Annotated in this window: 27 protein-coding genes and 1 pseudogene; 20 read left to right on the top strand and 8 right to left on the bottom strand. The window is 62.6% G+C overall.

Features of this window, described 5'->3' with window-relative positions:
- Positions 1-3 precede the first annotated feature (3 nt).
- From C8N34_RS18050 to C8N34_RS18030, 5 genes are all read left to right on the top strand, one after another.
- On the top strand, positions 4-765 hold the full coding sequence (locus C8N34_RS18050) for an ABC transporter permease (RefSeq protein WP_108129932.1): 762 nt from the start codon (positions 4-6) through the stop codon (positions 763-765).
- Complete coding sequence (locus tag C8N34_RS18045; RefSeq protein ID WP_108129931.1) at positions 762-1,106, top strand: RidA family protein; 345 nt, start codon at positions 762-764, stop codon at positions 1,104-1,106. The genes C8N34_RS18050 and C8N34_RS18045 overlap by 4 nt, the downstream gene beginning before the upstream one ends.
- Positions 1,103-2,029 (top strand): arginase, encoded by a 927-nt coding sequence (gene rocF / locus C8N34_RS18040; protein ID WP_108129930.1) that lies wholly within the window; start codon positions 1,103-1,105, stop codon positions 2,027-2,029. The genes C8N34_RS18045 and rocF overlap by 4 nt, the downstream gene beginning before the upstream one ends.
- Positions 2,030-2,038: 9 nt before the next feature.
- Entirely contained in the window at positions 2,039-3,094 is a 1,056-nt protein-coding gene (locus C8N34_RS18035) for an ornithine cyclodeaminase (protein ID WP_108129929.1), read from the top strand.
- 162 nt (positions 3,095-3,256) lie between these two features.
- On the top strand, positions 3,257-4,150 hold the full coding sequence (locus tag C8N34_RS18030) for a DMT family transporter (RefSeq protein WP_145693644.1): 894 nt from the start codon (positions 3,257-3,259) through the stop codon (positions 4,148-4,150).
- 269 nt (positions 4,151-4,419) lie between these two features.
- On the opposite strand, the gene C8N34_RS18025 is transcribed toward C8N34_RS18030, so the two are convergent.
- The gene (locus C8N34_RS18025) at positions 4,420-5,037 is read right to left on the bottom strand and encodes a hypothetical protein (protein WP_242013841.1); all 618 of its coding nucleotides are present in this window, start codon (positions 5,035-5,037) and stop codon (positions 4,420-4,422) included.
- Between the two features lie 55 nt (positions 5,038-5,092).
- Here C8N34_RS18025 and C8N34_RS18020 point away from each other — a divergent pair, with 55 nt between their 5' ends.
- Positions 5,093-6,712, top strand: coding sequence for an ISL3 family transposase (locus C8N34_RS18020; protein WP_422387669.1), 1,620 nt, complete (start codon positions 5,093-5,095; stop codon positions 6,710-6,712).
- An 8-nt stretch (positions 6,713-6,720) separates the two neighbouring features.
- On the opposite strand, the gene C8N34_RS18015 is transcribed toward C8N34_RS18020, so the two are convergent.
- The 7 genes and pseudogenes from C8N34_RS18015 to C8N34_RS17985 form a co-directional block, all read right to left on the bottom strand.
- The gene (locus tag C8N34_RS18015; protein ID WP_108129927.1) at positions 6,721-7,056 is read right to left on the bottom strand and encodes an RBBP9/YdeN family alpha/beta hydrolase; all 336 of its coding nucleotides are present in this window, start codon (positions 7,054-7,056) and stop codon (positions 6,721-6,723) included.
- A gap of 167 nt (positions 7,057-7,223) precedes the next feature.
- A complete protein-coding gene (locus C8N34_RS18010) occupies positions 7,224-8,852 on the bottom strand; it encodes a Na/Pi cotransporter family protein (RefSeq protein WP_108129926.1) in 1,629 nt (542 codons plus the stop codon).
- 112 nt (positions 8,853-8,964) lie between these two features.
- A complete protein-coding gene (locus tag C8N34_RS18005; RefSeq protein ID WP_108129925.1) occupies positions 8,965-9,261 on the bottom strand; it encodes a hypothetical protein in 297 nt (98 codons plus the stop codon).
- A pseudogene (locus C8N34_RS18000) lies at positions 9,261-9,377 on the bottom strand (transposase domain-containing protein); the annotation flags it as partial. The pseudogene C8N34_RS18000 and the gene C8N34_RS18005, both read right to left, overlap by 1 nt.
- Before the next feature lie 464 nt (positions 9,378-9,841).
- On the bottom strand, positions 9,842-10,684 hold the full coding sequence (locus C8N34_RS17995; RefSeq protein WP_108129924.1) for a hypothetical protein: 843 nt from the start codon (positions 10,682-10,684) through the stop codon (positions 9,842-9,844).
- Between the two features lie 215 nt (positions 10,685-10,899).
- On the bottom strand, positions 10,900-11,538 hold the full coding sequence (locus C8N34_RS17990) for a hypothetical protein (protein WP_242013840.1): 639 nt from the start codon (positions 11,536-11,538) through the stop codon (positions 10,900-10,902).
- Positions 11,535-11,735 (bottom strand): hypothetical protein, encoded by a 201-nt coding sequence (locus tag C8N34_RS17985; protein ID WP_108129923.1) that lies wholly within the window; start codon positions 11,733-11,735, stop codon positions 11,535-11,537. The genes C8N34_RS17990 and C8N34_RS17985 overlap by 4 nt, the downstream gene beginning before the upstream one ends.
- A gap of 401 nt (positions 11,736-12,136) precedes the next feature.
- On the opposite strand from C8N34_RS17985, the gene C8N34_RS17980 reads away from it, so the two are divergent.
- From C8N34_RS17980 to C8N34_RS17915, 14 genes are all read left to right on the top strand, one after another.
- Entirely contained in the window at positions 12,137-12,475 is a 339-nt protein-coding gene (locus C8N34_RS17980; RefSeq protein ID WP_108129922.1) for a hypothetical protein, read from the top strand.
- Positions 12,384-13,073, top strand: a complete 690-nt coding sequence (locus C8N34_RS17975) for a lytic transglycosylase domain-containing protein (protein ID WP_242013839.1) — start codon at positions 12,384-12,386, stop codon at positions 13,071-13,073. Before C8N34_RS17980 ends, C8N34_RS17975 begins: the two co-directional genes overlap by 92 nt.
- A gap of 12 nt (positions 13,074-13,085) precedes the next feature.
- Complete coding sequence (locus tag C8N34_RS17970; protein WP_108129920.1) at positions 13,086-13,385, top strand: TrbC/VirB2 family protein; 300 nt, start codon at positions 13,086-13,088, stop codon at positions 13,383-13,385.
- 15 nt (positions 13,386-13,400) lie between these two features.
- Positions 13,401-13,667 carry a VirB3 family type IV secretion system protein gene (locus C8N34_RS17965; RefSeq protein WP_108129919.1) on the top strand — a complete coding sequence of 89 codons (267 nt, stop codon included), beginning with the start codon at positions 13,401-13,403 and terminating at the stop codon, positions 13,665-13,667.
- Between the two features lie 136 nt (positions 13,668-13,803).
- Entirely contained in the window at positions 13,804-15,999 is a 2,196-nt protein-coding gene (locus C8N34_RS17960; RefSeq protein ID WP_158640725.1) for a VirB4 family type IV secretion system protein, read from the top strand.
- Positions 16,000-16,241: 242 nt separating this feature from the next.
- Positions 16,242-17,333 (top strand): lytic transglycosylase domain-containing protein, encoded by a 1,092-nt coding sequence (locus tag C8N34_RS27180; protein ID WP_277878302.1) that lies wholly within the window; start codon positions 16,242-16,244, stop codon positions 17,331-17,333.
- The gene (locus C8N34_RS17950; protein WP_108129916.1) at positions 17,330-18,127 is read left to right on the top strand and encodes a type IV secretion system protein; all 798 of its coding nucleotides are present in this window, start codon (positions 17,330-17,332) and stop codon (positions 18,125-18,127) included. The genes C8N34_RS27180 and C8N34_RS17950 overlap by 4 nt, the downstream gene beginning before the upstream one ends.
- 2 nt (positions 18,128-18,129) lie before the next feature.
- Positions 18,130-18,609: a hypothetical protein gene (locus C8N34_RS17945; protein WP_108129915.1), complete on the top strand. Its 480-nt coding sequence runs from the start codon at positions 18,130-18,132 to the stop codon at positions 18,607-18,609.
- Entirely contained in the window at positions 18,591-19,607 is a 1,017-nt protein-coding gene (locus C8N34_RS17940) for a TrbL/VirB6 family protein (protein WP_108129914.1), read from the top strand. Before C8N34_RS17945 ends, C8N34_RS17940 begins: the two co-directional genes overlap by 19 nt.
- A gap of 48 nt (positions 19,608-19,655) precedes the next feature.
- Positions 19,656-20,336, top strand: coding sequence for a VirB8 family type IV secretion system protein (locus C8N34_RS17935; protein WP_108129913.1), 681 nt, complete (start codon positions 19,656-19,658; stop codon positions 20,334-20,336).
- A 1-nt stretch (position 20,337) separates the two neighbouring features.
- Positions 20,338-21,054 carry a TrbG/VirB9 family P-type conjugative transfer protein gene (locus C8N34_RS17930; RefSeq protein ID WP_108129912.1) on the top strand — a complete coding sequence of 239 codons (717 nt, stop codon included), beginning with the start codon at positions 20,338-20,340 and terminating at the stop codon, positions 21,052-21,054.
- Positions 21,051-22,370 carry a TraB/TrbI/VirB10 family type IV secretion system protein gene (locus C8N34_RS17925; protein ID WP_108129911.1) on the top strand — a complete coding sequence of 440 codons (1,320 nt, stop codon included), beginning with the start codon at positions 21,051-21,053 and terminating at the stop codon, positions 22,368-22,370. The genes C8N34_RS17930 and C8N34_RS17925 overlap by 4 nt, the downstream gene beginning before the upstream one ends.
- A complete protein-coding gene (locus C8N34_RS17920) occupies positions 22,370-23,356 on the top strand; it encodes an ATPase, T2SS/T4P/T4SS family (RefSeq protein ID WP_108129910.1) in 987 nt (328 codons plus the stop codon). Before C8N34_RS17925 ends, C8N34_RS17920 begins: the two co-directional genes overlap by 1 nt.
- A 64-nt stretch (positions 23,357-23,420) precedes the next feature.
- Entirely contained in the window at positions 23,421-25,580 is a 2,160-nt protein-coding gene (locus tag C8N34_RS17915; protein ID WP_108129909.1) for a hypothetical protein, read from the top strand.
- Position 25,581: the final 1 nt, after the last annotated feature.

Raw genomic sequence — 25,581 nt, 5'->3', positions numbered from 1 at the left:
GCGATGGAAACCTTTCTGAACTGGTTCCCGCTGGACCTGCCGCTGATCGCCCAGAATTTCGACCGTTTCCTGGTCGGCGTGCGGGTGACGCTGGGCCTGACCTTCCTGTCGCTGGCGCTTGGCGCCGCGCTTGCCGTGCCGCTGGCCATTGCCCGTGCGTCGCGACACCGGGTGCTGAACCCGCTGGTCTGGACCTATACCTATGTCTTTCGCGGCACGCCGCTGTTGGTGCAGACCTATCTGCTTTATTACGGCGCGGGCCAATTTGCCTTCATCCGCGACTCGTGGCTGTGGGATCCCGTACTGTCGCAGGCCTGGTGGTGCGCGCTGATTGCCTTCACCCTGAACACCGCCGCCTATTCGACCGAGCTGTTGCGCGGCGCCATCGTCGATACGCCCGCAGGCGAGGTCGAGGCGGCGATCGCCACCGGCCATTCCTACTGCGGACGCTTGCGCCGCATCATCCTGCCGTCGGCCTTTCGCCGCGCCATTCCTGCCTACTCCAATGAGGTGATCTTCATGCTGCACGGCTCGGTCGTGGCCAGTACCATCACCCTGCAGGACATACTTGGCGTCGGCCGCTGGCTGAACGGGCGCTACTACCTGGCCTATGAGGGGCTGATCACCGCGGCCGTCCTCTACTTCATCATCGTCTTTGCCATCACCCGGGTCTTCCGTTGGCTGGAGCGGCGCTATCTGCGCCATCTGGAACGCCGCCGCGAACCCGCCGCCGCCGCCGTCGCACCACCCATGGGGATCAAATGATCGAGCGTTTCCACACCACCGCCCGGATGAGCCGCATCGTCCGCCACAACGGCACAATCTGGCTGTGCGGACAGGTCGGCGCAGGCGCCACCGTGGCCGAGCAGACCCGCGACTGCCTGTCCCGCGTCGATGCCTTGCTGACCGAAGCCGGATCCTCGCGCCGCGACATCCTGCAAGCGACGATCTGGCTTGCCCATATGGCCGACTATGACGCGATGAATGCGGTGTGGGACGAGTGGATGCCCGAAGGCTGCGCCCCTGCACGGGCCTGCGGTGAGGCGCGGCTGGCCGGATCGGACCTGCTGGTCGAGGTGATCGTGACGGCGGCGGTGTCGGCATGAGCGGCGGCACCTGCATCCTGATCGGCGCGCCGCTTGATTGCGGCAAGCGCCGCCGCGGCTGTTCGATGGGGCCAGAAGCCTATCGCGTCGCGGGCCTTGCCGAGACGCTGGCCGATCTTGGCTGGCGGGTCGAGGACCGGGGCGACGTGCCCGGCCCCAAGGCGCCGCCGCCCGCGCCCGCCGGGCAGGTCCATGCCCGGTCCGAAAACATCGAATGGACGAGGCTTCTGTCGAATGCTGCCCGTGACGCGATGGCCACCGGCTTTCCGATCTTCCTCGGCGGCGATCATGCGCTGTCGCTGGGCACCGTGGCGGGCGTGGCCGATCACGCCGCGGCGAAAGGCCGACCGCTGTTCGTCCTGTGGCTGGATGCCCATCCCGACATCCACAGCCCGGCCACCTCGGCCTCGGGCAACCTGCACGGCACGCCCATCGGCTATGTCACCGGGCAGCCCGGCTTTGACGGGTTTCCGCCGATGGCGAATCCGGTGCCGCCGCGAAACATCTGCTTCATCGGCCTGCGCTCGGTCGACGGGCCGGAACGCGCGGCGATTCAGTCGGCGGGCATGCGTGCCATCGACATGCGCCAGATCGACGAACGCGGCATCGCCGCCCCGCTGGCCGAGTTCATCGCCGCAGTGAGGGCCGCGAACGGCATGCTGCACCTGTCGCTGGATGTCGATTTCCTCGACCCCGCCATCGCGCCCGCCGTCGGCACCACCGTGCCGGGCGGCGCCACCTTCCGCGAGGCGCATCTGGCGATGGAGATGCTGCACGACAGCGGGCTTGTCACCTCGCTGGACCTTGTGGAACTGAACCCGTTTCTCGACGATCGCGGGCGAACCGCCGCTCTGATGGTCGATCTGACCGCCTCGCTGTTCGGCCGCTGCGTCTTTGACCGGCCCACCCGCAGCCATTCCTGAAGGACCGCCATGACCGCCCCCAAACCCTCGGACCTTGCCTTCATTCGCTTTGTCAGCGTGGAAAACATGATGCGGCTGGTCAACAGCATCGGCGTCGAGACCGCGCTGCGCGACCTTGCCCGCTATATCGAGGACGACTTCCGCCGCTGGACCCTGTTCGACAAGACGCCGCGCGTGGCCAGCCATTCGGCCGAAGGTGTGATCGAGCTGATGCCGACATCGGATGGGGTCAGCTACGGTTTCAAATATGTGAACGGCCACCCGAAGAACACGAAATCGGGCTTGCAGACGGTCACCGCCTTCGGCCTTCTGGCGCGTGTCGACACCGGCTATCCTGAACTCTTGACCGAAATGACGCTGTTGACGGCGCTGCGCACCGCCGCGACAAGCGCCATGGTCGCGCGCCATCTGGCGCCCAAAGGCGCCACGACCATGGCGATGATCGGCAATGGCGCGCAATCCGAGTTTCAGGCCCTTGCGATGCGCGCAATCTGCGGGATCAGCGAGCTGCGGCTCTACGACATCGACCCCGCCGCGACGGCCAAACTGATGCGGAACTTGTCTGATCGGGGCATCGGGTTGACCGCCTGCAAGACCGCGCAAGAGGCCATCGAAGGGGCGCAGATCGTCACCACCTGTACCGCAGACAAGCAGTATGCCACGATCCTGACTGACAACATGGTGGGGGCCGGTGTCCACATCAACGCCATAGGCGGCGACTGCCCCGGCAAGACAGAGTTGCACGGCGACATCTTGCGCCGGTCCGATGTCTTCGTGGAATACACCCCGCAAACCCGGATCGAGGGCGAGATCCAGCAGATGCCCGAGGACTTCCCCGTCACCGAGATGTGGCAAGTCATCGCCGGCACCGCGCCCGGCCGCACTTCGGACCGCCAGATCACGCTGTTCGACGGTGTGGGCTTTGCCATCGAGGATTTCTCGGCGCTCTGCTATATCCGCGACCGGCTGGAAGGGACCGACCTGTTCCAGCGGCTTGACATCATCGCGGACCCCGACGATCCGCGCGATCTGTTCGGAATGCTCTCGCGGGCGGTCCAGGGCTAGACGCGGCCGGCGCCCGGCCTGATACGACCCGATTGCCGCCCCGGCCGATCATCCCGCATTTCCGGCACCGCCAGCTTTCGATCAAAGCTGTCGCGATCAGGCGATCCAGATCAATGCGCCGGGCTATCTTCCAAATGTGGTCCTGTCCGTGAGTTGCTGCAATTGAAACCAGTTCACATTCTGATTGCCGTCCTGCCGCCTTTGCTTTGGGCAGCCGGTTATTCTTTCGGAAAAGGAGCGCTGGTTCACTTTCAGCCTTTGTTCACGACGGCGATGATGTATGCCATTGCTGGTACAACTCTTTTTCGGCCTGGTTCTCCCATCCTGACCCCTTGGCGCTGGCTCATCCTCATCTCTGTCCTGGGGTGCGGCCTGCAAAGTGCCCTTATCTTCTCGGGGGTGGCGCTGGTTGATACGTCGTTGGCCAATCTGGTCGTTCAGGCACAGGTACCCTTCGCAATTATTGCTGCGTCTCTCTTCGGTCTCGAGAAGCTCAGCCCCTTCCGAATGATCGGCGTCGCCGTCTCAATCCTCGGGATTGCTGTGGTCCTCGGGTCGCCGGGTTCTGGCAGCAGCCTGTCCGGGCTGTTGCTGATACTTTCGGGAACCGCCAGTTGGGGCCTCGGCCAAGCACTGATACGGCGGTACTCACGCGATGATACCAGGCAGCTGATCGGGGTGACGTCCCTGATGGCGACGCCCCAGTTGCTGATCGTGTCGTTTGCCGTTGAGCGGAACCATCTCCATCTTCTGGCGACGGGTTCGGCCTACGAATGGTTTGGAGTGGCACTACTTGGCTTCGGGTCCTTCGTGGCGGCCTATCTGATCTGGTACTGGTTGCTGGAACGCAACCGTATGGATCAGGTTGCCCCATTTGCGCTCTTGATGCCGCTGCTCGGCATGTTCATCGGAGTGACCTTCTTTGATGAGACCCTGACATCCGGGTTCCTCATGGGCTCGATACTCGTACTTTTCGGATTGGTGATCACCTTGATACCTACTGCGCGTCCGATTTTGGGAACCTCAGATAGTCAGAGTGAAACTCCTGCGACGTGATCCAGAAGACTGGCAAGGAATGGGATGAGATGATACCCGAGCGCTCCTTCTATCTTGCCAGATGCACCGCAAGAGTGAACTCTGCCATCCCACCCTCACGCTGCTTGTAGCGGCCCGTCCAGGCACACCCAATCGTGGTCGATATGCTCGCGATCGTTTCCCGCTACCACGAGGAAATCAGTGCGGCGTCGGGCCTACGGTCTGGCGTCGTTTCTGTTTCTGGAGGTTGCGTCTTTCGATCGTTCGGGGGGATGCGGTCCTTCATTTCCTCAGTAGTGAACCTCCTCATGGCCGTAGCTTCCTTCATAGTCACGCCACTCGACAAAGACTGACCGGTGCCGATAGTCGCGGCAGTCCGCCGGCACAGCGAGATCTGACGCAGCTGGAACAGCAGAAACACTGCTCCGGCGACGGCTGTAGTCGCCCTGAGCGCCATAGGTGCCCATGTAGACGCTGCCCCAGCTGTTGCAGTCGCCATCCCGGTTCCTTCGTTGTTGGTACGTGATCTCGAACACGCGGATCGAACGGACGAAGTCAAACGCCGGATCGGAGATGTCGACATCCGCCCGATCCTGGACAAGCTTAAGCGCCAGCGGTGTTTCCGGGATCGAGATGAGCGGCACCGGTTCACCGCGAACAGCGATGTCGAACAGGCGCTCGATCGGTTTCGCCTCACCATGGAAACTCGCCCGCATTGGACAGTTCCAGATCTGCAGCGGCGGCTCGATAGGCCAGGGTGTGATGCGCCGGATGAAGACCGCCCGCGCGTGGGCGCATTCGGCAGAGGCCGGCCAGCCCCCTGCGAGACAGAGCAAAATCGCGCAGTCGACCGGATAGGCAGCGGCGGGTAGGACGGCGGCTGTCGCGTAGCCCTTAAATGGGGTCATCCTCAATTTGTGTGTCACGATCTGACCGAGTTTCACAGATTGAAGGGATCAGGCCGTGGTATCGAACAAGCATTGGGCTCCAACCGCCAGCGTCGAGGTTGGTGAGGTCCGCCAGTCTGAGACGGGTGCATGGGTCGTATCTGGCAGACTGGCTCCGAATGGCACCTGCCCTGAGTGCGGGACGTCCTCAAGACAACGACATGGTTGGCGGCGCCGGCGGATCGAGGATTTTCCTGCTCAGGGCCAAGCGGTTTGGATCGAGCTCAGGGTTTGTCGATGGCGATGTTTGAACTCGGATTGCCGCCGCCGCACGTTCTCCGATCGCGAGGGGGCGGTGGCGACCCCTTATGCGCGCCGGACGTCGCGACAGGCACAACTCTTAGGCCATATGGCGCACGCCGCTGGCGGCACCCCAGCTGAACGGCTCTTGCGGCGACTGGGTATCCGGGTCAGTGACGATACTATTCTCCGACAGTTGCTACGCGCAGCTCAAGTTGTTCCACCACGCGCACGGATCATCGGGATCGATGATTGGAGTTGGCGAAAGTCGCAGAACTACGGGACGATCATCATCGACCTCGAGCGTCGCGCTGTCATCGATGTTCTCGAAGATCGTGATGTCGTCACATGCACCGACTGGCTAAGGCGTCATCCTGAGGTGGAAGTCATAAGCCGGGATCGCTGCGGTCTCTACGCCCCAGCCGCCCGACAAGGAGCGCCGCAGGCGGAACAGGTCGCCGACCGGTTTCATATCGTGCAGAACCTTCGCATGGCAATCGAGGAGCAAATGAACCTGCACGGTCGTGCAACTGGAAGGGCCTTGCTCTCCGATGCAGACAACATCAGCACAGCTCAGAACCTTCTGAAATCACGTCTTGCCCATCGCAAATCCCGAGAAGAGATTTTCAAGACCATTTCGGTACTTAGGCAGCAAGGGCTGACGTGCAGCGAGATCGGACGGCGAACGGGGTTTCCCCGGCGTAGCGTCGCGAAATGGCTGCAGTTCGAAACGCCACCTGACCGAAAGCGCGCCGTCCTCAAGCGCTCCTCCGCATGGTATTTTGAAGAGTACCTGAAGCAACGCTGGGAGAACGGTATTCGCAGCGGCAATGCGCTGCTCCCTTTGATCCAAGAACGTGGTTATGAGGGCAGCCTGTCAAACTTGCAGCGGCTCTTGGCCGGATGGCGCAGAGCCGAAAAAGAGGAACAGGAGGGACCCACCAAGGAAGATCAGGTCCTTGCACCGGTCCGGGACCCGGAAACGGGGCACGCGATTTCCCCGGTTATCGCGGCCGCACTCTGCATCAAACCAAGAGGAAGATTTACCTTGGAGCAGGCGAGAAAAGTCGAAGTTCTCAAGGAAGGCTCGCCTGCCTTCACAACAATGCGGCGCCTCGCCATGCGTTTCAATGGCATCTTGCGTGGTCGAAAAGCAGACCCGCTGCCCGCCTGGATCGACGATGCGATCGAAACGGACCTAGCGCCCATCGTGCGGTTCGCCCGAACCTTGAACAGAGACATTGATGCGGTCAGGAATGCGATCGAAATGGAGTGGAGCAATGGTCAAGCCGAAGGCCAGATCAACCGATTGAAGACCTTGAAGCGCGCGATGTATGGGCGAGCCGGCCCGAACTTGCTCAGGGCCCGAATGCTCCCTCTGCACCACACAAATTGAGGATGACCCTATTTAACGGCAACGCGACACGAACCGAAGGACGCAATGCGGCTGCACCTCGACGGTTCCGCCGGGGCGACCATCAGAGCCCCCGCGACGTTGATTTGTGGCCAAGAGGAGAGAAGCCTTGCGATCGCGATCGCGCCAAGGGAATGGCCGACAAGCACCGAGCCCGGGTGAATCATCGTCGCTGCGGCGATCTCCGTGAGCCAGGCTTCGGGCGTGGGCTCAGACCATGAGTGCTGTTCCACGATCTTTGCAGTCGGATCGGTGGCGGCCCACCAATGCTGCCAATGCGGGGCGGGGGAGCCGTCGAGGCCGGGGACGAGGAGTGTTCTGATCATCTCGGATCTCCTTGCCCTGAAAGACTACCAAGTTAATCGTGTATTTGGATTCCAAAGTTTGCCGTTTCAGGAGAAGGATCTTCTTTCGCGCGAGGCCTCGCCAAGGGCAGCAGATGTGAGAGCGGGCCGGGAACGTGGCCAACCTGTGCCGGCCTGTGGGCCGCCCGTTATCCGTTGCGCAGGCGGCTTTCGATAAGGAGCCCTTCCTCGTCCAGGATCGGGTGGGCGACGGCGACCAGATGCGCGGTGATCCGCTTCAGGTCACGCAGGATGTCGAGATGGAGGGACGACGTCTCCTGCGTTTGTGGATGCCCTTCGCGTAGCCGCACAAGGTGGCGTTGCGCCGATTGATGCTCCCTGTGGCGGATTTCAACTTTCTGTTCGATCAACTGCCGGGCAAGCTCCATGTCGTGTGTCATGAAGATCGTCTGTGCCATTCGCAGGGTCTCGGCCGTCATCAGGAACATGGCGTCCAGTTCCTGATAGCCCTCATCCGAAAACAGGAGCTGCAATCCGACCTTCTTGCGCACGTTGGCCGCAAGACCCTTCTCGATGATATCGCCGACATGTTCGAGATTGATCACATAGTCGAGGATGGTGATCGCGCGGCGCCTGTCGTGCTCGTCCGCATCCCGACCGAGGCGGGACAGATAGCTCTTCACCTGTCCCTGGCGCAGGTCCACCCGGTCTTCGAGAGTGGCCACCTCCGATAGCGGGCTTCCGTCATTCTTGCGGAAGGCCAGACGGGTCAGGTCGAGCATCCGCGCAATGTCGTCGCCGATGGCGAGGGCTTGCCGGCTTGCGCCGGCCAGGGCCAGAGTCGGCGCCTCGAGGGCCTGCTCATCCAGCCATTGCGGTGGTCCTTCGCCTTCCGGTTCGGTCTCGGGCATGAGACGCTCCAGGCCGTGCGACAACCGGCCGGCGAAAGGGAGGACGCAGAGAGACAGGAGGATGTTGAAGGCGAGATGGGCCTCGACGGCCAATCCGGTGAACGGCAGCGGCAACCTTTCGAGGATAGTTCCGAAGTAACCGGCCACCGGAAGAACCAGAAGGCACCCCGCCGCGCGCACGACCAGATTTCCGAGGGTCAGCCGTCGCGCGGCCATCCCGGATTTGGCCGTCACGAGAACCGGTGGGATCGCTCCGCCCAGGTTAGCGCCCAGCACGAGCACGACACAGAGGCCGGACGGGACGTCGAGCGCCGCCACGAGCATGACCGCGGCCAGAGAGGACGAGCAGACCGCGGCGATACAGGCCGCGAAGACCAGCGCGACGGGCCACGCCTCCCCCAGCATCGAAAGGAACGCGGCCATCTCCGATGACTCGCGCAGCGGCGTCGTGCCCGCTTCGAGGAGCGAGAGCGAAACGAGCATCAGCCCCAGACCGATGAGGGCGCGACCGCTGCCGCTCACGACCGGTGGTTCGCGACGGCTCGCCGCAAAGCCGATCAACAGGAGTGCCGGCGCGATGGCGCCCAGCCCGATCGAAATGACCAGCGCGGTGAGCGCGGTGCCGACATTCGCGCCAAGCAATACGATCTGCGACATGCGCCCGCCGATGAGGTGCCGCTCGAGGAAGGATGCGGTGAGAAGGGCCGTCGATGTGGAGGATTGAAGCCCCAGCGTGGCGACGAGACCTGTCAGAAACGCGCGAAAGGTCGTTCGTGTGCCGAGGCCAAGCGCTGTCTTCAACCGGATGCCGAAGGCCACCGTGACCCCGTCGCGCACGAAGCCGAGACCGACGAGCAGCAGCGCGACCGCGCCGCCGATCTGGACGAAGACAACAAATGAAGCCATCACATACTCCGATGCGTGTCACCTTGGACCTGCCGAGATCTGGTTGGTCTCGGAGGATGAACCCCATTTGAAGGGACATCAATATGGTCGTCTCTCCGTAAGCGGCCGGTTGCTACCGCGGCGATTGGGCCTTGATGCGGGCGACGAGTTCTGCGTCGTGGACGAAGTCGTCGAGGAACTCATGCCAAGTGTCGGGGGTCATGCGTGCGGCCCGGAGCATGTCTCCGAGTTCTTCGATGCCGCGGTCCGTGAGAGCCGTAATGGCTTCCTCCGAACTGGTGTAGACGCTGATGATGTTACCGTAGGTCAGATTGTCGTCGTTGGAGACGATGGCCTCAAGCAACTCGGGGTCTTCGCAGAGCATCTTCGCGACATAGTCGATGGTGCAGACGTGCGTGACGGTCGCCATCAGGCAGCCTCGGCCTGAGCGGTGGCCATTGGCGCCCAGTTCCACGGCAGGAGTTCGTTGAGCCGGTTGATCTTATGATCGTGGATGCGGCCGAGCACGTCGGCGAGATAGGCTTGGGTGAGAAACCGGACCCCCAGCGGACGCCCGCCTCACGGCAGGCCTTCGAGGTCCCCCCAGGGACGCGGTTCCGATGATGCCGTGGTCCGGACTGTTGCCGACACCGATCGAGCACGCCAATGAGATGGGCACATCGGAATTGCATTGAACTAGCATCATGTTGGCGGCCGCCGCGCCGACCACGGACCGAAGCATGCACCCGGGGTGATCTCAAACGAAGGCCGGCCCGAGATGGGCGACAAAAAGATTGCCTCAACCCGTCCGCTCCTCTGCGGGTGAAAGCTCACGCCCAAAAGGGCTTGACCGGGACAGCCCCGTTACCGAAGTCCTGAGCCTAGAAAGGTCGAGAGTGTCCGCGCAAATCGTGGTCACCCCATGTCTGCAGGCTTTAGCGCAACGTTTCGGACTGTGATGCCCGGCCGCAAGCGGCGCATCCGCCGAGCAGGGACGACCTGTTCCACAGTCATCGCGAGATCTCGCCGGCAATCACTGCGCGTCCATGCACTACGAGAATGGCCGCGAACCGTGGGCATCCGAAGCGCTGGACAACATCCGAGACGCGCGCGTCGTAGGCGGCGTGCCCGATGAGGCGACACAGGTCTGAGGCGTGAAACTGCCAGTTCTTGCTCGGGGCAGCCGAAATCAGCCTGTGCAGCTCCAGGTCTTTCGGCGTCAAGGCACGCGTCGGGGTTGCATATGCATCGCGTTTCAGTGGGGCATCCAGCGAAGTCCGCCACCGCCGCATAAATCCGAGCAGGAATCCTGCTGGCACCGCCGCGTTCCCTCGCGATCGGTTGAAGGCAATGAACCGCTCCCAGATGACCTGGGTGTCGATGTTCCAGCAAGCCAGCGACGCCTTCGCGGCTTTGATCAGATCGGCCCAAGGCGTATGGTAGACGTTGCTTTCGTCACAAATCTCGATCCGCCCTGTAAAGACAGTTTTGTTCTTAGTTTCTCTAGATAGTGATGTGTCGCTTGAGCCTGACACGACATCTGGCTGGGCATCAACATCAGCGTGCCCCCCGAAACGGAACAGCCAAGGTGCAAACTTGCCGTTCGGCTTCCACCGGACCAATGCCAGACTGGACGCAGCGAGTTCGGTCAGGAGCACCGACAGATGCTGCCGCGAAACCCCCATCTTTTCGGCGAGATGCGCCAGCGTAAACGCGGCCGTTCCGCGCTCGAGCCCGTTGTAACCGTCCTTCCAGGCGATCCCGTCCAGGATGATCGTTGCAAGCTTGTGCGCAGCCGTGGAGAGCGGCGTTTCGGTGATGCGGCGCAGAATTGCGCCGGTCGTGAGTTCCATGATGTGTCGTTCCGTCTTGGGGCGACACCAGACCGCAAGGTACAAAAATTCGATCCGTCAAAAGTGTTTGCCGGTTGAACGGACCCAAAGCTCGCGCTAGATTCCCACTACCATGAGGAAATCATTGCGGCGTCGGGCCTATGGTCTGGCGTCGTTTCCGTTTCTGGGGAGGGCGGTCTTTCGATCGTTGCAGGAGCGGAAGGTCGTTAAGGGTCTCAGTAGTGAACCTCCTCATGTCCGTAGCTGCCTTTGGCATCGCGCCATTCGACAAATACGGACCGGTGTCGGTAGCCGAGGCAATCTGCCGGGACAGAGAGGTCTGACGCTGACGGCACAGCAGTGGCACTGCTTCGGCGACGGCGGTATTTGCCTTGTGCGCCATAGGAGCCCAGGTAGACGCTTTCTGAACTTTTACAGCCGCCATCCCGATTTCGGTGTTGCTGATAGGTAATTTCGAAGACGCGGATCGAGCGGACGAAATCAAACGCGGGGCCAGAGATATCAACATCCGCCCGCCCCTGGACGAGTTGATGCGCCCACGGCGTTTCCGGAACTGAGTTGATCGGCACGGGTCCACCACGAACAGCGATGTCGAACAGGCGCTCCAACGGCTTCGCCTCCCCACGGAAACTTGCCCGCATCGGACAGTTCCAGATCTGTAGCGGCGGCTCGATCGGCCAGGGTGTGATGCGCCGGATGAATACCGCCCGGGCATGGGCGCATTCGGCCGAGGCGGGAAAGCCGCCCGCGAGGCAGAGCAGAATTGCACAGTCGACCGGATAGGCGGCGGCTGGCGAGACGACGGCGGTCGAAAGCCCGATACCGAGAAGCAGGGCAGGGAAGTGACGTTTCACGGAAGGTCCTTTCCGGCGGGGATGGTGCTGATGAGACGGGCGTAGGCCTCGGTCGCGGCGCGAGCCTCGTGCAGGACGCGGCCGCGCTCTTTATCGAGGCAGGCGATGTGTTCCGTGATCGACGAGAAATACGCCTCGAACTCTGCGGCAATCTCCATGCGGTACTCGGCCAGGACGTCTACCGGCAGCTCGGTCATCGGTGCTTCGGGCGACAGACAGCGAATCACTTGAGGTTGTGCGGTGGCGGGAACTACACCGACCAAGGCGCAGGTTGCGACGGCGAATGCGACACGCAGCACGCCCACCTGACGTAAGAGCCACCCTCGGATCAGCACTCGAAACGGCGCGGGATTTCCCTTGTTTCGCGGGCCGTGCGACGCATGCCGGTCATCTATATATGTAGGCACCTTTGATCGTTCCCCAGTCATCCGCCGCGTGATCGCCCAGACCGCGGAGGTCTTGGGTCATTCACCATTCATACTTATTTCATCGTGTTTGTCATTTTTACGTTGTGTGCGCCATACTTTCTGTTAGGCATCGCTGCACGGAAAACTTTCCGCTACAACGATCCCCGAGAGATCGAACCCGAGGGGACCCCATGACGACGAAACGGCGTGCGCTGCCCGTCTTGCTGGAACGTGATTTCCGCAAGATGGCGGCCACTGAGGGAGCGACAGTTGAGATCGAGTGTGTTTCGGCGCCGGACCCTGAGGGGCGATTTTCCGGCGAATGGCTATTCTATGTGGTCAACAGTGCCGGTGAGCGTTTCATGCTGGTCACGGCTCTGGCCCGGGAACGGATCGTCAACTCGCCGATCGGCATGTTCGGCCTCGCTTTCGGGAAGCTTGCGCTCGATCATCTCGACGTGCCTGCTGTCGCTGGCGATGTGCGGCGCGGCATGCGGAGCCTCGCAGGCGGACGTCATCCGGTGGAATGAACCGGAAGGGCAGGGAACGGAGATCGAATTCGCCTCCCTTGAGGCATCAGTCCTGCGCTATGACGGCCAAGGAAAGCTGATTGTTCCGGCGCATCCGGATACGGAAGAAGAAGTCCGGGAAGGGGCAGGGGCGACGACTGAGGTCTCCTATAGCTCCAAGGGCGTTGCGGCGCCAGCCGAGGTGCTGCCCGCAATCCGGCTTGTCGCGGCCCGGTATCAGGATCATCCCGCCCTGGCTAAGATTGATCTTTCTCCCAGGGAATGGACCGCGTTCTTTCAGGCGATGATCAAGGTCGAAAGCAACTATTCACAGAGAGCTGTCAGCTCCGCCGGAGCAATCGGTCTTGCCCAATTGATGCCCGGCACCGCACGTTCTCTTGGCGTCGATGCGGGCCAGCCGATCGAGAACCTTGACGGCGGTGCCCGCTACCTTCTGGAGCAACTGGCTGCATTCGGCCGCCTCGACCTTGCCCTGGCCGCTTATAATGCCGGGCCGGAGGCGGTCCGGAAGCATGATGGCATTCCCCCTTATCGCGAGACCCGGACCCATGTCCGACGGGTATTCGCGACCTATGACCGCATTCTTGCGGAAACCTGACGGAAGGACCCCATGCAGAAATCACATCTCGTTCTCCTCGCGCTGGCCGCGGGGCTGGCTTTGGCCATCCATGCGGAACCTGCCTTGGCGCAGGTAAAGTTCGCAAAGGCCGAAAAGGTGGCGACCGGCTTGCTGGATTCGTTCCGGGGCACGCTGTCGACAGCCTTTTTCGGCATCGCCTTTGTGGTGACCGGCTTTCTCGCGGCCTTCAACCGGATCAGCTGGGCCTGGGTGGCGCTGGTCGTGGTCGGCGCCTTCCTTGTGTTCGCGGGGCCTGCCATCGTCGCCAACCTGCGCTCGTCCTTCAGCTGAGGCGGGGCAGGATTCATGGAGAAAAGCGCGGTCATCCTCGGGCTCTCGCGGCAAGCCAGGTTTCTCGGCCTGCCGATGCCCTATGCCATGGCGGTGGGCGCGATGACCGTGCTGCCCTTCATCCTGTTCAAACCGGTCTGGTGGTTCCTGACCGCCCCCGTCTGGTACGGGTTTGCCCGTGTTGCCACCAAGTTGAACCCGAACGGGCACCATGTCTTTGCCGTCATGATGCAGGTGACGCCGCTGGCCATCCTGAACCGGAGGCGGCGCCATGTTTCTTGAGCGCACGACGCCGCGGGGCAGGGCAGGACGGTTGATCCCGGCCAACCCAAAGATCTACGCCCATCTACCTTACGTCATCGAGCTTGATGACGAGGTCGTCCGCACAAGGGACAATGCGCTGATGCTGTCGCTTGAGGTGACCGGCATCGACGGGGTTACGTCAGGCGCGGCTTCGGTCGCAGCCCTTCGGGCAGGCTTCGCGCATCTCCTCGACACGCTCGATGAGCGTTTCACCTTCTATCTGCACCGGATGATGCGTCCTGCAGAGACCGGCATCGCGCCGATCCATGGGCTGAGCTTTGCAGCCGACATCGACAGGGCCTGGCGGCATGAGCTTAGCCGCCGCAACCTGCAGGACTCGGTGTTGATCCTGACCGTCGTCCGGCGACAAGTGACCCCGCTGGCTGTTCCGCTCTTTGGCAAGGCTGCGGCCCGGGTCTGGGGCGAAGACACCGCGCGGCGTCTGGAAGAGCTGCGTGAGGTGGTCTCCATCCTTGAGACCGGTCTTGGCATCAAGACCCGCAGGATGAAGATCAGTGATGGAAGCCTGATCGGCTTTTACGCCTCGCTTCTGACCGGTGAGTTGCGGGCGCACCCGCGCAGCCCGTACTGCCTCCTTGCGGAAGACGCCGCCGGTGCCTCCGTGCAGTTTGGCAAGGGCGTGGTCGAGATCGAAGAGGGGACGTCCACCCCGAAACTCGCCACCGTTCTCTATGTCAAATCCTATGCCAATGCGACCTGGCCCGGCATGCTCGATGCGCTCGGGGCCACGCAGGATACAATCATCACCCACAGCTACACGCCGATTGAACGGGGCAGCATCGCCGAGCGGGTGAAGCGCCGCGTGGCCCAAATGCGGTCGGCGGAAGACATCGCCGCCACTGTCGAAGCCCAGCTTTTCGAGGCAGCGGACAAGGCCGAAAGCGGCGCGCTTGGCTTTGGCGTGCATCAGATGACAATCACGGTCTTTGCGGAAACCGAAACCGCGCTCGACTCTCAGGTGGCCCGCATCCGCGGTATCGCGCATCAGAACGGCATGCGGCTTGTGCGCGAAGTCACAGCGCTCGAAGCGTCCTTCTTCGCCATGCATCCCGGCAACATGGATTACCGGGCGCGCGACATGACGGTGTCGTCAATCAATTTTGCAGACATGGCGGCCCTCCACGCCGCCGCTACCGGGACGGAGAAGCCGCGTCTGCCTTGGGCGACGCCGATCACGGCGTTTCAGACGCTACAGGGTTCGCTGCATCGCTTCAGCTTCCACGAACCGTGCGACCCGACGGCAGAGCCGACCAACGGCCACACCCTCGTTCTCGGCAAATCCGGCGGCGGCAAGACGACGACCGTCGCCTTCCTCGCGGCCCAGGCCCAAAGGGCGGGCGGCCGGACCATCATCTTCGACAAGGAAGCTGGTCTCAAGATGGCCGTGCTTGCCCTTGATGGCCGCTATGCCGAAGTCCGCGCTGGACGCCCGACGGGCTTGAACCCGCTCGCGACCGAGGCCGGAGAGCGCGGGGAAGCCTGGCTTCTCGACTGGCTGGTGGCCCTTCTGGAATCCCGCTCCGGGCCAATGACGCCGCTGCAATCGGAGGCGCTCAAATCTGCCATCGCCCAGAATGGCAAGGCACGCGAGGGGCTCAGGAATTTCCAATCGTTTCAGGAGCTCTTCGGGGATGTCGGCGATGGCCTCGATCTCGCGCAGCGTCTCCGGGAATGGGGACCGGACGGCCGCTACGGTTGGGTGTTCGGCGAAGCCAAGGAGCCGGTGGTCGACTTCACCAGCCATGATGTGACGGCCGTCGACCTGACGGAAATCCTTGATCTCGGCACCGAGCGCACCGCGATCCTCGGCTATCTCTTCCGCCGCATCGAGATGATGATCGAGGAAAAACGCCCGACACTGATCCTGATCGACGAGGCCTGGAAGGTCCTTGACGACGAATACTTCGCCAGAAAGCTCGCCGAATGGCTTGTGACGGCCCGGAAGAAGAACGTGGTCGTCGTGATGATGACCCAGTTCCCGAGCCAGATCCGGGGATCGAAAGCCCGGTCGATCCTGGAAGCGCTGCCGAACCAGCTTCTCTTCCCGAACGGTGAAGCAGCCTCGGCCGACTACGACAGCTTCCGGCTGACCGATGGCGAGCTGGATTTCGTCCTGAACCCGATCCCGGGTCAACGGCTGGTCCTGTCACGTTCCCCACGCGGCTCGACGGTGCTGAACGTCGATCTGAAGGCACTCGGGCCTCTGCTGACGGCCCTCGGCGGCGGTCAGGCCGGACTCAATGCCTTCGGTGCTGACTACGCCGCGCGGTCCAAATTCTGGAAGGAATGATTACTCAATGAACTCAATACATTACATAAGTATCCTTATGGGCTTTCTTGGTGTTGCGCTCGCGGGCTGTGGAGACGTGCCGATCCGGAAAACCAATTGCTGGGCGCAATCTGGTTCCACTGTGACCAGTTCCACAAAGGGCGCAAGCCCGACTTCGTATCCTGCCTCGCGCGTGGACAGCTCGCTGGCCGATGTCATTCCTTGCCGTTAGATCACCAGCCTCAGTCAGGGCGCTTGTCTTGATGATCACTGTGCTGCCTCTTGCGGCGCTCGCACGTGGCGTGCCGATTGCCGATAGCAAGTCGATCATCCAGCACGGCCTCGAGATCGCGCAGATGAACCGTTTGTCCATAGCGCGGGAGTTTGAGACCGACAAGAAGGCGCGGATTGCAGAGCTGCATCAGGAACAGCTTAATGCGCTCGACGCCACGCTCTCGATGATGACCGGCACCACGCCATGGATCGGCGATCTGGAAGTGATCCCGGGAGCCGAGGCGGAAGTCCTCTATGATGTCGAGCATGACAGCCCCTATGCGGCGCGTCTTTTCGGGGATGGCAAGACCGGTATCGAAGAGATGATCATCGCCACTGCGAAGAAATACGCGGGCCACCCGGGGCTCGCGCGGGCTGGCCTCAATCCGGTCGAATTCCGCATCTGGTTCCAGAGCCTTGTGAAGCAGGAATCCGGGTTTTCCATCGGGGCACGCTCGCCTGTCGGCGCTTTCGGCCTGACGCAGGTGATGCCGGATACGGCAAAGGACCTCGGCATCTATCCGGCCTACTATGACGATCCGATGCTGCAGCTTGACGGTGGTGCCCGGTATTTCCTGACCCAGCTCAACAAGTTTGGCTCAGTCCCGCTGGCGCTCGCCGCCTACAACGCCGGTCCCGGCAATGTCTCGAAATACGGCGGCATCCCGCCCTTCAAGGAAACTCAGGACTACGTGGTCCGCATCACCGGGTTCTTCAACTCCTATGCGGCCAAGATCAGCGGCATTGATCAGGTTGGCACGTTCGATCCGCGCGACATGGCGATTGCCACGGCCTCCAATGTCGCGGACGCCGGGCTGCACTATGGCATGGAAGCGAGCCTAGAGATCGAAGCCTCGCTGAAGCGACTCCGCGTCCTCATCGAGAAGATCCCGACCACCAGTTCGGCCAAGGAGGCGCTGGATCTCAACACCTATGCCCGGGCCGAGGCCGTGCGGATCGCGCTGATGGCCGACCGGGTCAAGGCCGCAAGGGTCAAGGTCGACCAGGCGCGATACGCGCTCTGGATCGAGGCCTACGCCCGCGACGCAACATTCATCAAGGTAAAGGCTGGTTCGGAATGATCCCCAAGCGCATCCGGGGCGTCAGTGCCCTTCTCCTCACCGCATCCCTGGCGCTCCCGATGACAGCGTCCGCCCAAGGCGTGCCGACCATCGACCTCACCAGCATCGCCAAGATCGGCGAGGTGCTGGCGCAAGCCAAACTCCAGGTGCGCGAGATGATCGCCTCGAATCTGAAGCTCGACGAACAGATCCTGAAGCAGATCGAACAGATCGCCACCCTGAAGGCACAGCTCGATGCGCTGAGGAACGGGCTGACACTGGAAGCACTTGGCATTCCGGATCCCGACACCTTCTTTGATGACATTCTGCCGGACGTCGCTGACCTGACCGGCGGGCTTATCGCCGCGAAGGACGGGAAGTATTCGCTCATGACCACCTCGGGGAAGGTCGGCGACAAGCCAGCCGGACAATATGTATCTGATTTCTTCGCCTCGGTCGGTTTGGACACCGCCACCGTCGACACGCTTTCGAAAAGCGAGGATCCGGGTGCGGCGCGGATCGGCACGCAGGCCAACACGGCCGCCTTCCTGTCGGCCGCGGCGGAAACATCCTCGGTCAAGGCGTCCGAAAGCCTCGAACGGGTGCACGAACTGGTCCAGGAGATCCCGGACACCGAGGGGCTGAAGGAAGCCATCGACCTCAACACGAGGGTCACGGCAGAGCTGTCCATCGCCATGGCCAATATCTGGAACATGGAGTCCGCCCAGCTCATGGGCATGGGGGAAGCCGGCGTCATGGATGCCGCAACGGCCGCCGAGGAAGAGAAGTTCATCAAAGTGATCAGAAAGGAATGAAAATGGGCAAGTTCCAAAGGAAGCCCTTCAGTGCGGCGCTGATCCTGGCGACCCTCATGACGGGAATAGCCACGGCCGAGACCCCTGCCCCGGCCGATCTGGCTCAGGAAGAGGCCTATCTCGATGTCCTGCCGAAGGTCGAGGTGCCGGACGATGTCCAGCCGATCCCGGGCGCGGTGAACGAAGAGTTCCGGAACTGTGAGGCCCAGTGGCCGATGGGGTACAAGGACGCGCAATCCGGTCCCGAGGCGCGCGCGCTGAGAGACATTTATGGGTTTTTTCAGGCACGAAATGTCGTGGCGTCTGAAGACTGCACTTGCCCCGGGAAGGTCGCAAACTGGGAAGACGTAGACCGAATTGCAGCAGCGTTGCGCGAGCGAAGCGGCATCGAGCGCTTGGGCTGGCAGAACACAAAAGAGGTCGCTGCGGAAGCTGACCGCTTGACGGCAATCGCAGAAACCATGTGCGGCGGTTCCTTCTGATGGACAGCGTCTCGACCATTCTGACGACGCTGGACGGGGCCATCACGGCAGCAGGAAGGCAGTTCTTTCAGGCAACTGCCAGCGCCGTCGGCCCGATTTACACGAGCTTCCTTGCGCTCCTTCTCGTCATGGTCGGGATCAACGCCGCCCTCAACGTCTACCGCATCGCCATGCGCGATGCGGTGCAACTCGCTTTCCGCATCGTGATGGTGCTGATGTTCGGTCTGACTTGGTCGAACTTCAGCCAGATCTATCAGGCTGCGAGCAACGGGCTCAGCGATCTTGCGCTGGAATATTTCCGCCTCGGCGGCGGCGGTGTCGCGACATCGGCAACCGCAGCGATGGATGACATGGCCAACATGATGGCCGGCAACGTCGACTCTGTCTCCTCCGCCATGTCCTCGATCATGCGCGGCTTCGTTGCCGCGATCCTTTATGTCATCCTCGGCGTGCTGATGGCAGTCTATGTCTTCATCGTCGGTTTCGCCAAGCTGATGATTGCCTTCCTTCTCGGTGTCGCCCCGCTCGCCATCGGGGCTACGATCTTCGAAAAGACCAAGGGCGTCTTCGAGGCCTGGCTCTCGGCGATGATCGGGTATCTGATGTACCCGGTCGCCTCCGCGGGGATCATTGTCGCGGTGGTTACTGTCGCACATGATGTCTTCCGCGAAGAGAAACACGTCACCGATCTCGGCTCAATCCTCGGCTTTTTCGTAATCGTCTTCGTGGGCATCTTCGCCCTGATGGCCATCCCGAATGCCGTGACGCACATCACCGGCCAGATCAGCCTCGCCAGCATCGCGCCCCAGGCCCTGCGGATTGCGGGCAAGCCTTTGGAAAAGGCCAGCGACTATTCCGCCCGGCGCATGAACGAGTTCCGCTCTGGCTTCATGACCGGCAAGACCGAACATCACCATTTGCGCGATCAGGCGCGGTCAGACGCTGAGCGGGGCCATGCCGCCCGTATGCGGCTCGGCCAGTTCATCCGCGACAGCTGATCCAGCCGCCCGACAGCCGCGCAAAACCCCTTTCACCGGAGCAAGATCATGACAGGTTCACCCCCTGAATTGAGAAGTTTTCTCGAGGCCGAGATGTTCTTCGGCGTGAAGAAGCGCGAGCGCATCGCCTACGCGGTGGCCGGCGGCGGTCTCGCGATCGGCCTCATGGGGATGATTGCCGTCGCGACGATGCTGCCCCTGAAGCAGACCGAGGCCTTCCTCGCCATCGTCGACAAGGACACCGGTGTGGCCGAACGCGTGGTCGCCGTTGAGAAGGCGGGAATGGAACAGGCCGAGGCCATCCGGCAAAGTTTGCTCTTCGCCTATGTCACCGACCGCGAAACCTATGACCAGCATGACAACGAGGCCCGGATCCTCCGCGCCTATACCTGGTCCGAGGGCAATGCGAAGTCGTCGCTCGTGGCGCTCTGGACCGAGGGGCACCCGAACTATCCGCCGAAGCTTTATGGCGAAAGCTCCAGGGTCTTGGTCGACATCCTCTCGATCACGCCGGTGACCGAGACCACCGCACAGGTTCGTTTCACCAAGACCTGGGTCTCGGATGGCGAGGGTATCCCGGACCGGATCGGCAAGTTCACCGCGACCGTCACCTTCCGGTTTGAGCCCACGAAACAGACCGCACTCAATCTCGTCTGGCAGAACCCGACCGGGTTCCTCGTCACCGATTACCGCCTCACATCCGAGGCCCTCACCCCTTCGGGAGGCTGACATGACGCCAGGTTTGACAATTTTCGCGGCGGGTCTTGTGGCCTCCTTCACAGCCCTGCCCGCTCTTGCCGAGACCGCCCCGAAATCCGGTCGTCATGACGCAAGGGTGACCTATGCCAGTTATCAGGAGGGTCAGGTCTACCGGATCACCACGCGGCTTAGGACAGTGACCCTCGTCGAGCTTGGTGACGGCGAGAAAATCCAGTCCATCGCCATCGGCGATCTCGAAAGTTTCAAGATCGACAAGCTCGAGCGGTCGAACCTTTTCATCATCAAGCCCGTGGTCGCCGGTGCCACAACCAACCTGACGGTCGAGACCCAGAAGAACATCTACTTCATGCAAGTGACGGAAAGCGCCAAGGGCAGTCCAAATTATTCGGTGAAGTTCACCGTGCCCGGCAGTTCCCGTGGCACCTCGCCCGGAACGGATATCCCAGCGGCCCTGCCGATGACCTATAAGGTCATGAAAAAGGGCAAGCGGCTCTCCGACTTCGCTCCGGTGTCGATCTCGGATGATGGGCGGAAGACCACCTTTGTCATCCCGCCCGGTGCCCCGATGCCGGTGATCTTCCGGGCCGATGCCAGGGGGCAGGAATATTCGGTCAACTCCGCCGTGCGCGGCACTGCGATCACCGTCAGCTCCCGCTCCGAACGCTGGGTCCTGCGTTACGGCGACGACTATGTCTGCGTGACCGCGGTCGAGGGGACCGGCCAATGAGCGAAGACGATCAGGACGGCAAACTCGCAGCGCGCATGGCCCGCATGAAACCTGCCGAGGCCCCAAAACGCCGTCGCGGCGTGAACCCTTATGCCCTCTCGGCCGTCACCGCCGTGGCGGGCGCCGGCGTCGGGGCATGGCTTGTCCTCGCCGCCCCGGAGGCCCCAGCCCCGGCACCCGCGCTGGAAACCGCTTCGGTCAGCGATTTCCAGGGGGATGGCGGCGCCGACGGGTTTTCGATCACGAAAGAAAAGCCGCAGATCGTGCCAACCGCTCCGGACCCTTCCGAAGCCGAGCGGCTGCAGGCCGAGATCGAGGCCCTGAATGCCCAGATCGCCGATCTGAAAGCCAATCCGGTGACGGTCACGGATGAGGCGGCTCTTGCCGATCTGAAAGCACAAATGGCGGCGCTCGATGCGGATGCCAAAGCACGCGAGGCCGCCCTCTCCGACCTCGAACGCGAGAACATCCGGCTTCAGACCGAACTTGAGACCAAGGCGCTCGTCGAGGGTGATGCCGAGGCCGAAGCGGCCCGGGCCCGCGAAGAGGAACTGGCCCGCAAGCGTCAGGAAGCCGAGATGCGGAAAGAAGCCCAGATCCATTCCGACATGGTCGCGATGCGCTCTTCCATGGATTTGGGCGGGGAGACGGGAGGTGCCGCCCCGACCGGTCCCGGAGGTGGAGCTGCCGCTGCCACGGGAGATGAGGCCTTCCGGCGCGCGGGGGCAAAGTCGGCCGAGGTCCGGCAGGTGGAGGTGATCGCCAATCCCGCCTATACCGTGATGCAGGGCACCCTGATCGAGGCCTCGCTCGAAACCGCTGTCAGCACCAATCTTTCCGGCAATGTCGCCGCCATCGTCAGCCACGATGTCTGGTCTTTCGACATGTCCCGCGTCCTCATCCCGCGCGGCTCCCGTCTCTTTGGCCGCTACGACTCCGACGTTGATGCCGGTCAGCGCCGGGTGCTGATCGCCTGGGACCGGATCGTGACCACCGATGGCCAATCCGTCGAACTCGCGGCTTACGGCACGGACCGCATCGGGCGCTCCGGCCTGCCCGGCAAGGTGCGCAATCACTTCCTGCAGCGCTTCGGCACCGCCGCCCTGATCTCGGTGATCGGAGCGGCGCCCGCCATCGCCGCCGCGAAATACGCCGATGACGAAGTGGCATCTGATACCGCCGAAAATGTCGGCAATGATCTCGGCGAGGCGGTGAATGAGGTGATGGCCGACTACCTGCGCATCCCGCCGACGATCAGCGTCAATCAGGGGGCTGTCGTCATGGTCCGGGTCGACGCCGACATCGAGTTCTACTGATGAGCTACCTCGACACCTATCTCGGGCAGCTCGACACGGCGCTCTCTGACCCGGCCGTCATGGAACTTGCGATCAACGCCGATGGCACGATCTGGGTCGAGAGATCAGGCCAGATCCACATGGGGCCGAGCGGGCTTGCGCCCCTGCCCGCGCGCTCGGTGCGCGATCTCGCCGCCCAGATCGCCAATTCCACCTCGAACACCTTTACCGAAGCCGCACCCCTCATCTCGGCCACTGTGCCCTACCGCGATCTGATGCTGCGCTGTCAGGTGGTCGGCACGCCCGCCGTTTCGGGTGGCACCGTCATTGGTATCCGGGTGTTTCGGTCCCGGCAGGGGGACACGAGGCGCGCGCCGCGTTCCTTCAGTTTCTTGCGCGGACAGGAAAAGTCCCTCGAAGAGGAGCGGCGGGCCATGGTTGCGGAAATCCGCGCCGAGTCTGAGGGGGCGGATGTCGATGCCTTCCTCGCGCGGCTCGTCAGCGAACGGCTGAACGTCATCGTCTCGGGCGGCACCTCGACCGGCAAGACCGAGCTTGGCCGCAAGCTTCTGGAGATGGTCGCCCCGGACGAGCGCATCGTCACCATCGAGGATTCCCTCGAACTCCTGCCGGGCCAGCCCAATACCGTAAGCCTGATCGCGCAGCGGGACGAGGCCTCCCCCCGCTCGGCAGACAAGCTTTTGCAGGCGACCCTGCGCCTTCGGCCCGACCGGATCATCCTCGGCGAATTGCGCGGGTCTGAGGCTGCGACGTTTCTCGATGCGATCAACACCGGCCATTCCGGCTCCTTTACGACGCTCCACGCCCATTCGGCGCGAAAAGCCATGGACCGGCTGGCGCTTCTCGTCATGGCGCAAGGCACAAAGCTCAGCTTCGCAGAGGTGATCCGTTACCTCGAGACCTCGATCGACGTGATCCTGCAGATGGGCCGCCAGGGCGACCGCCGCGGGATCACGGAGATGTATTTCCCCGGGCTCGAGGACTGACAGACTGCGGTCTTTGCCCTCCCTTTCCACTTTTGATTGGCCTGCTGGCTGAAAGGTTGCATTCATGGACCAAGACATTGACGGCCTGCAGACGAAAGTGGCCGAAGAGCGGAAGAAGGAATACTTCTCCGTCCGCTCGGCCTTCTCCGGGACTTCGCAGGAGTTCGAAGATCCGCGTCTTGCCGGCGAGGCCTTCTTCCGGGCCGATCCGGCCGAGCGGCCTTCGGTGACCCATATCGACGGCAACTCCGCCCGGACCATGGCTCATACGGAAACCCACGGGACACACGAGAGGGGAGAGACACGTTATTTCAAATCGCTGCCGGACTCGCATGCCCCCGATGCGGAATTCCGGGCCGGGTTTGTGGCGGCAATGGAGGCTTCGATCTCTGAGCGCCTGGAGAGGGTCGAGTTTGGCAAGGACGGGGCGAAGGCCGTCGAGAGGCTGGATGCCGGGCTGAAGGACGATCTGGAAGCCTTCGCGCGGCGGGAACCGGAAAAGGCGGCCGCGCTCTGGAATGAGCATACAGGTGAAGTTCCGCCGGGGCCGACCCTGCGCGCGGCCGTCGAAGCCCGCGAAGCTGACGCGGACCGCGAGCAGCAGGCTGAGTTCGCGTCGCGTGCAGAAGGGCCGAAAGTCGTCGCTTCAGGGGACTGGGTCACGACGGACCGGAACGTGGAGCTGCGCCCCGTCGCGGTCGCAACCGAGCGCGGCGTCCACGCAGGCTATGACGCGTCCGAAAGCGGTGGTGAGGGGGTGATCAGCTTTTCGGAGCGGACCTTCGCGAACAGCTGGGAGGCACTGCGGCATGCCTGGGATTTTTACGAAGGCGGCGAAGAAGGGCTGGAGCTTGCCGTCAGCCGGGCCGCCGCGGTGGATCGTGACGCTGGCGAAGAGATGGACCGCGGACCCTCGGGCCTCGTGCTCGAACATCGCGAACAGCCGGAATTCCCCCGCCCTGAGACTGCGATTTATGCGGGCGAAGACGCCCAACTGGTCCTCACCCTCGGCCGTGACACCGAGGCCTCCCGCGATATTGCGGAACGCCTGGTTGCCGATCCTGCGTTTCGGCAAGTGGTGGCCGAGCATATTCCCGATGCCGAGGCCACCCTTGGCACCGGCCGGTTTGTCGACGGCCAAGGCTCCGCAGGGTTTCTGCCCGATGAACTCCTGGCCATCACCTCCTATGGTCGTGATGGCAGTGCCGAGGTGCTGGCCAAGTTCCCGGACGAAGGGCCGCTGAGCGAAGCCCTGGCCAGGCATCTGGCTGAAAGCCCGGTTCTCACGGCCCATGTCGAAGAAGAACGGCTGCGCAGCGACTTCACGGCTGATCCAGCGCGGGCCATCTCCACCTGGGTGGCGCAGTCGAGCGCCCGGATTGATCGGTTGCCGTCGGACCGACAAGAAGACCTTCGTGCCGAAATGCAGAGCATCGCCAAGGAAGCTGCAGCAGCCTTTGGCCTGGATCGGGAGCAGACTGGCCACGAGGTCTCTCCCCGCTCGACCCTCTACAGCACGGCGATCAGCCCGACGATCTTGACCGTTGGCGGCGAAGAGACGGGGCTTCAATCCGGCGGTGCCGAAAGCCTGCAGGGAAGCCTGACCCTCAACGCCCGCCTCGCAGGCATCGACGCCGAAAAGCTTGGCAAGCGTCTCGAAACTGGTGCCGCCAACGCCCGTGAAGAGGAAGCTTGGGTGAAATCCGATCTCGCCGACGTCGCCAGGCGTCACGGCTATGACCTCGACAACACGCAAGGCCGCAACGCGGCCGCAGAACGCCTGGATCGCTTCTACCAACGCGCCGCCGAGATGATCCAGTCCGCCCGTAGCATCGACGCTTCGAGAGCCCCGGACCCGATGGTCGAGGCCCTGGACAAGATGGCGAAACTCCATGTCCGGCAAGGCTCAGTCGCCTTCCGCAACGAGGCCCAAGCACGGGATTTCGCGGAAGAGATGAAAGAAAGGTACGGTGCTAATGTGCTGAAAGATATCGCCGCCGGACGCACTGACGCCTTGGCCAAGGATGTCCCCGAGGCCAGTGCCTGCCAAGCCATGGCTGCGGCCGTCATCTCAGCGGCAAAAGAACACCCCTCTCTCGGCCTCAGTGCCCATGAGGTGGAAAGCGCCGAACGTCGCATGACGGCCGAGGCCGGTCCCAGGCCGCCGGAGCACACGCGCGCGTCTGGTCATGACCGAGCGCATGCCCAGGACAGGGAGTTCTGAT

Source organism: Gemmobacter caeni (genome assembly GCF_003054195.1).
Lineage (GTDB): Bacteria > Pseudomonadota > Alphaproteobacteria > Rhodobacterales > Rhodobacteraceae > Gemmobacter > Gemmobacter caeni.
Note: the sequence above shows the minus strand (reverse complement) of the source record. Positions and strands in the feature narration are given on the sequence as shown.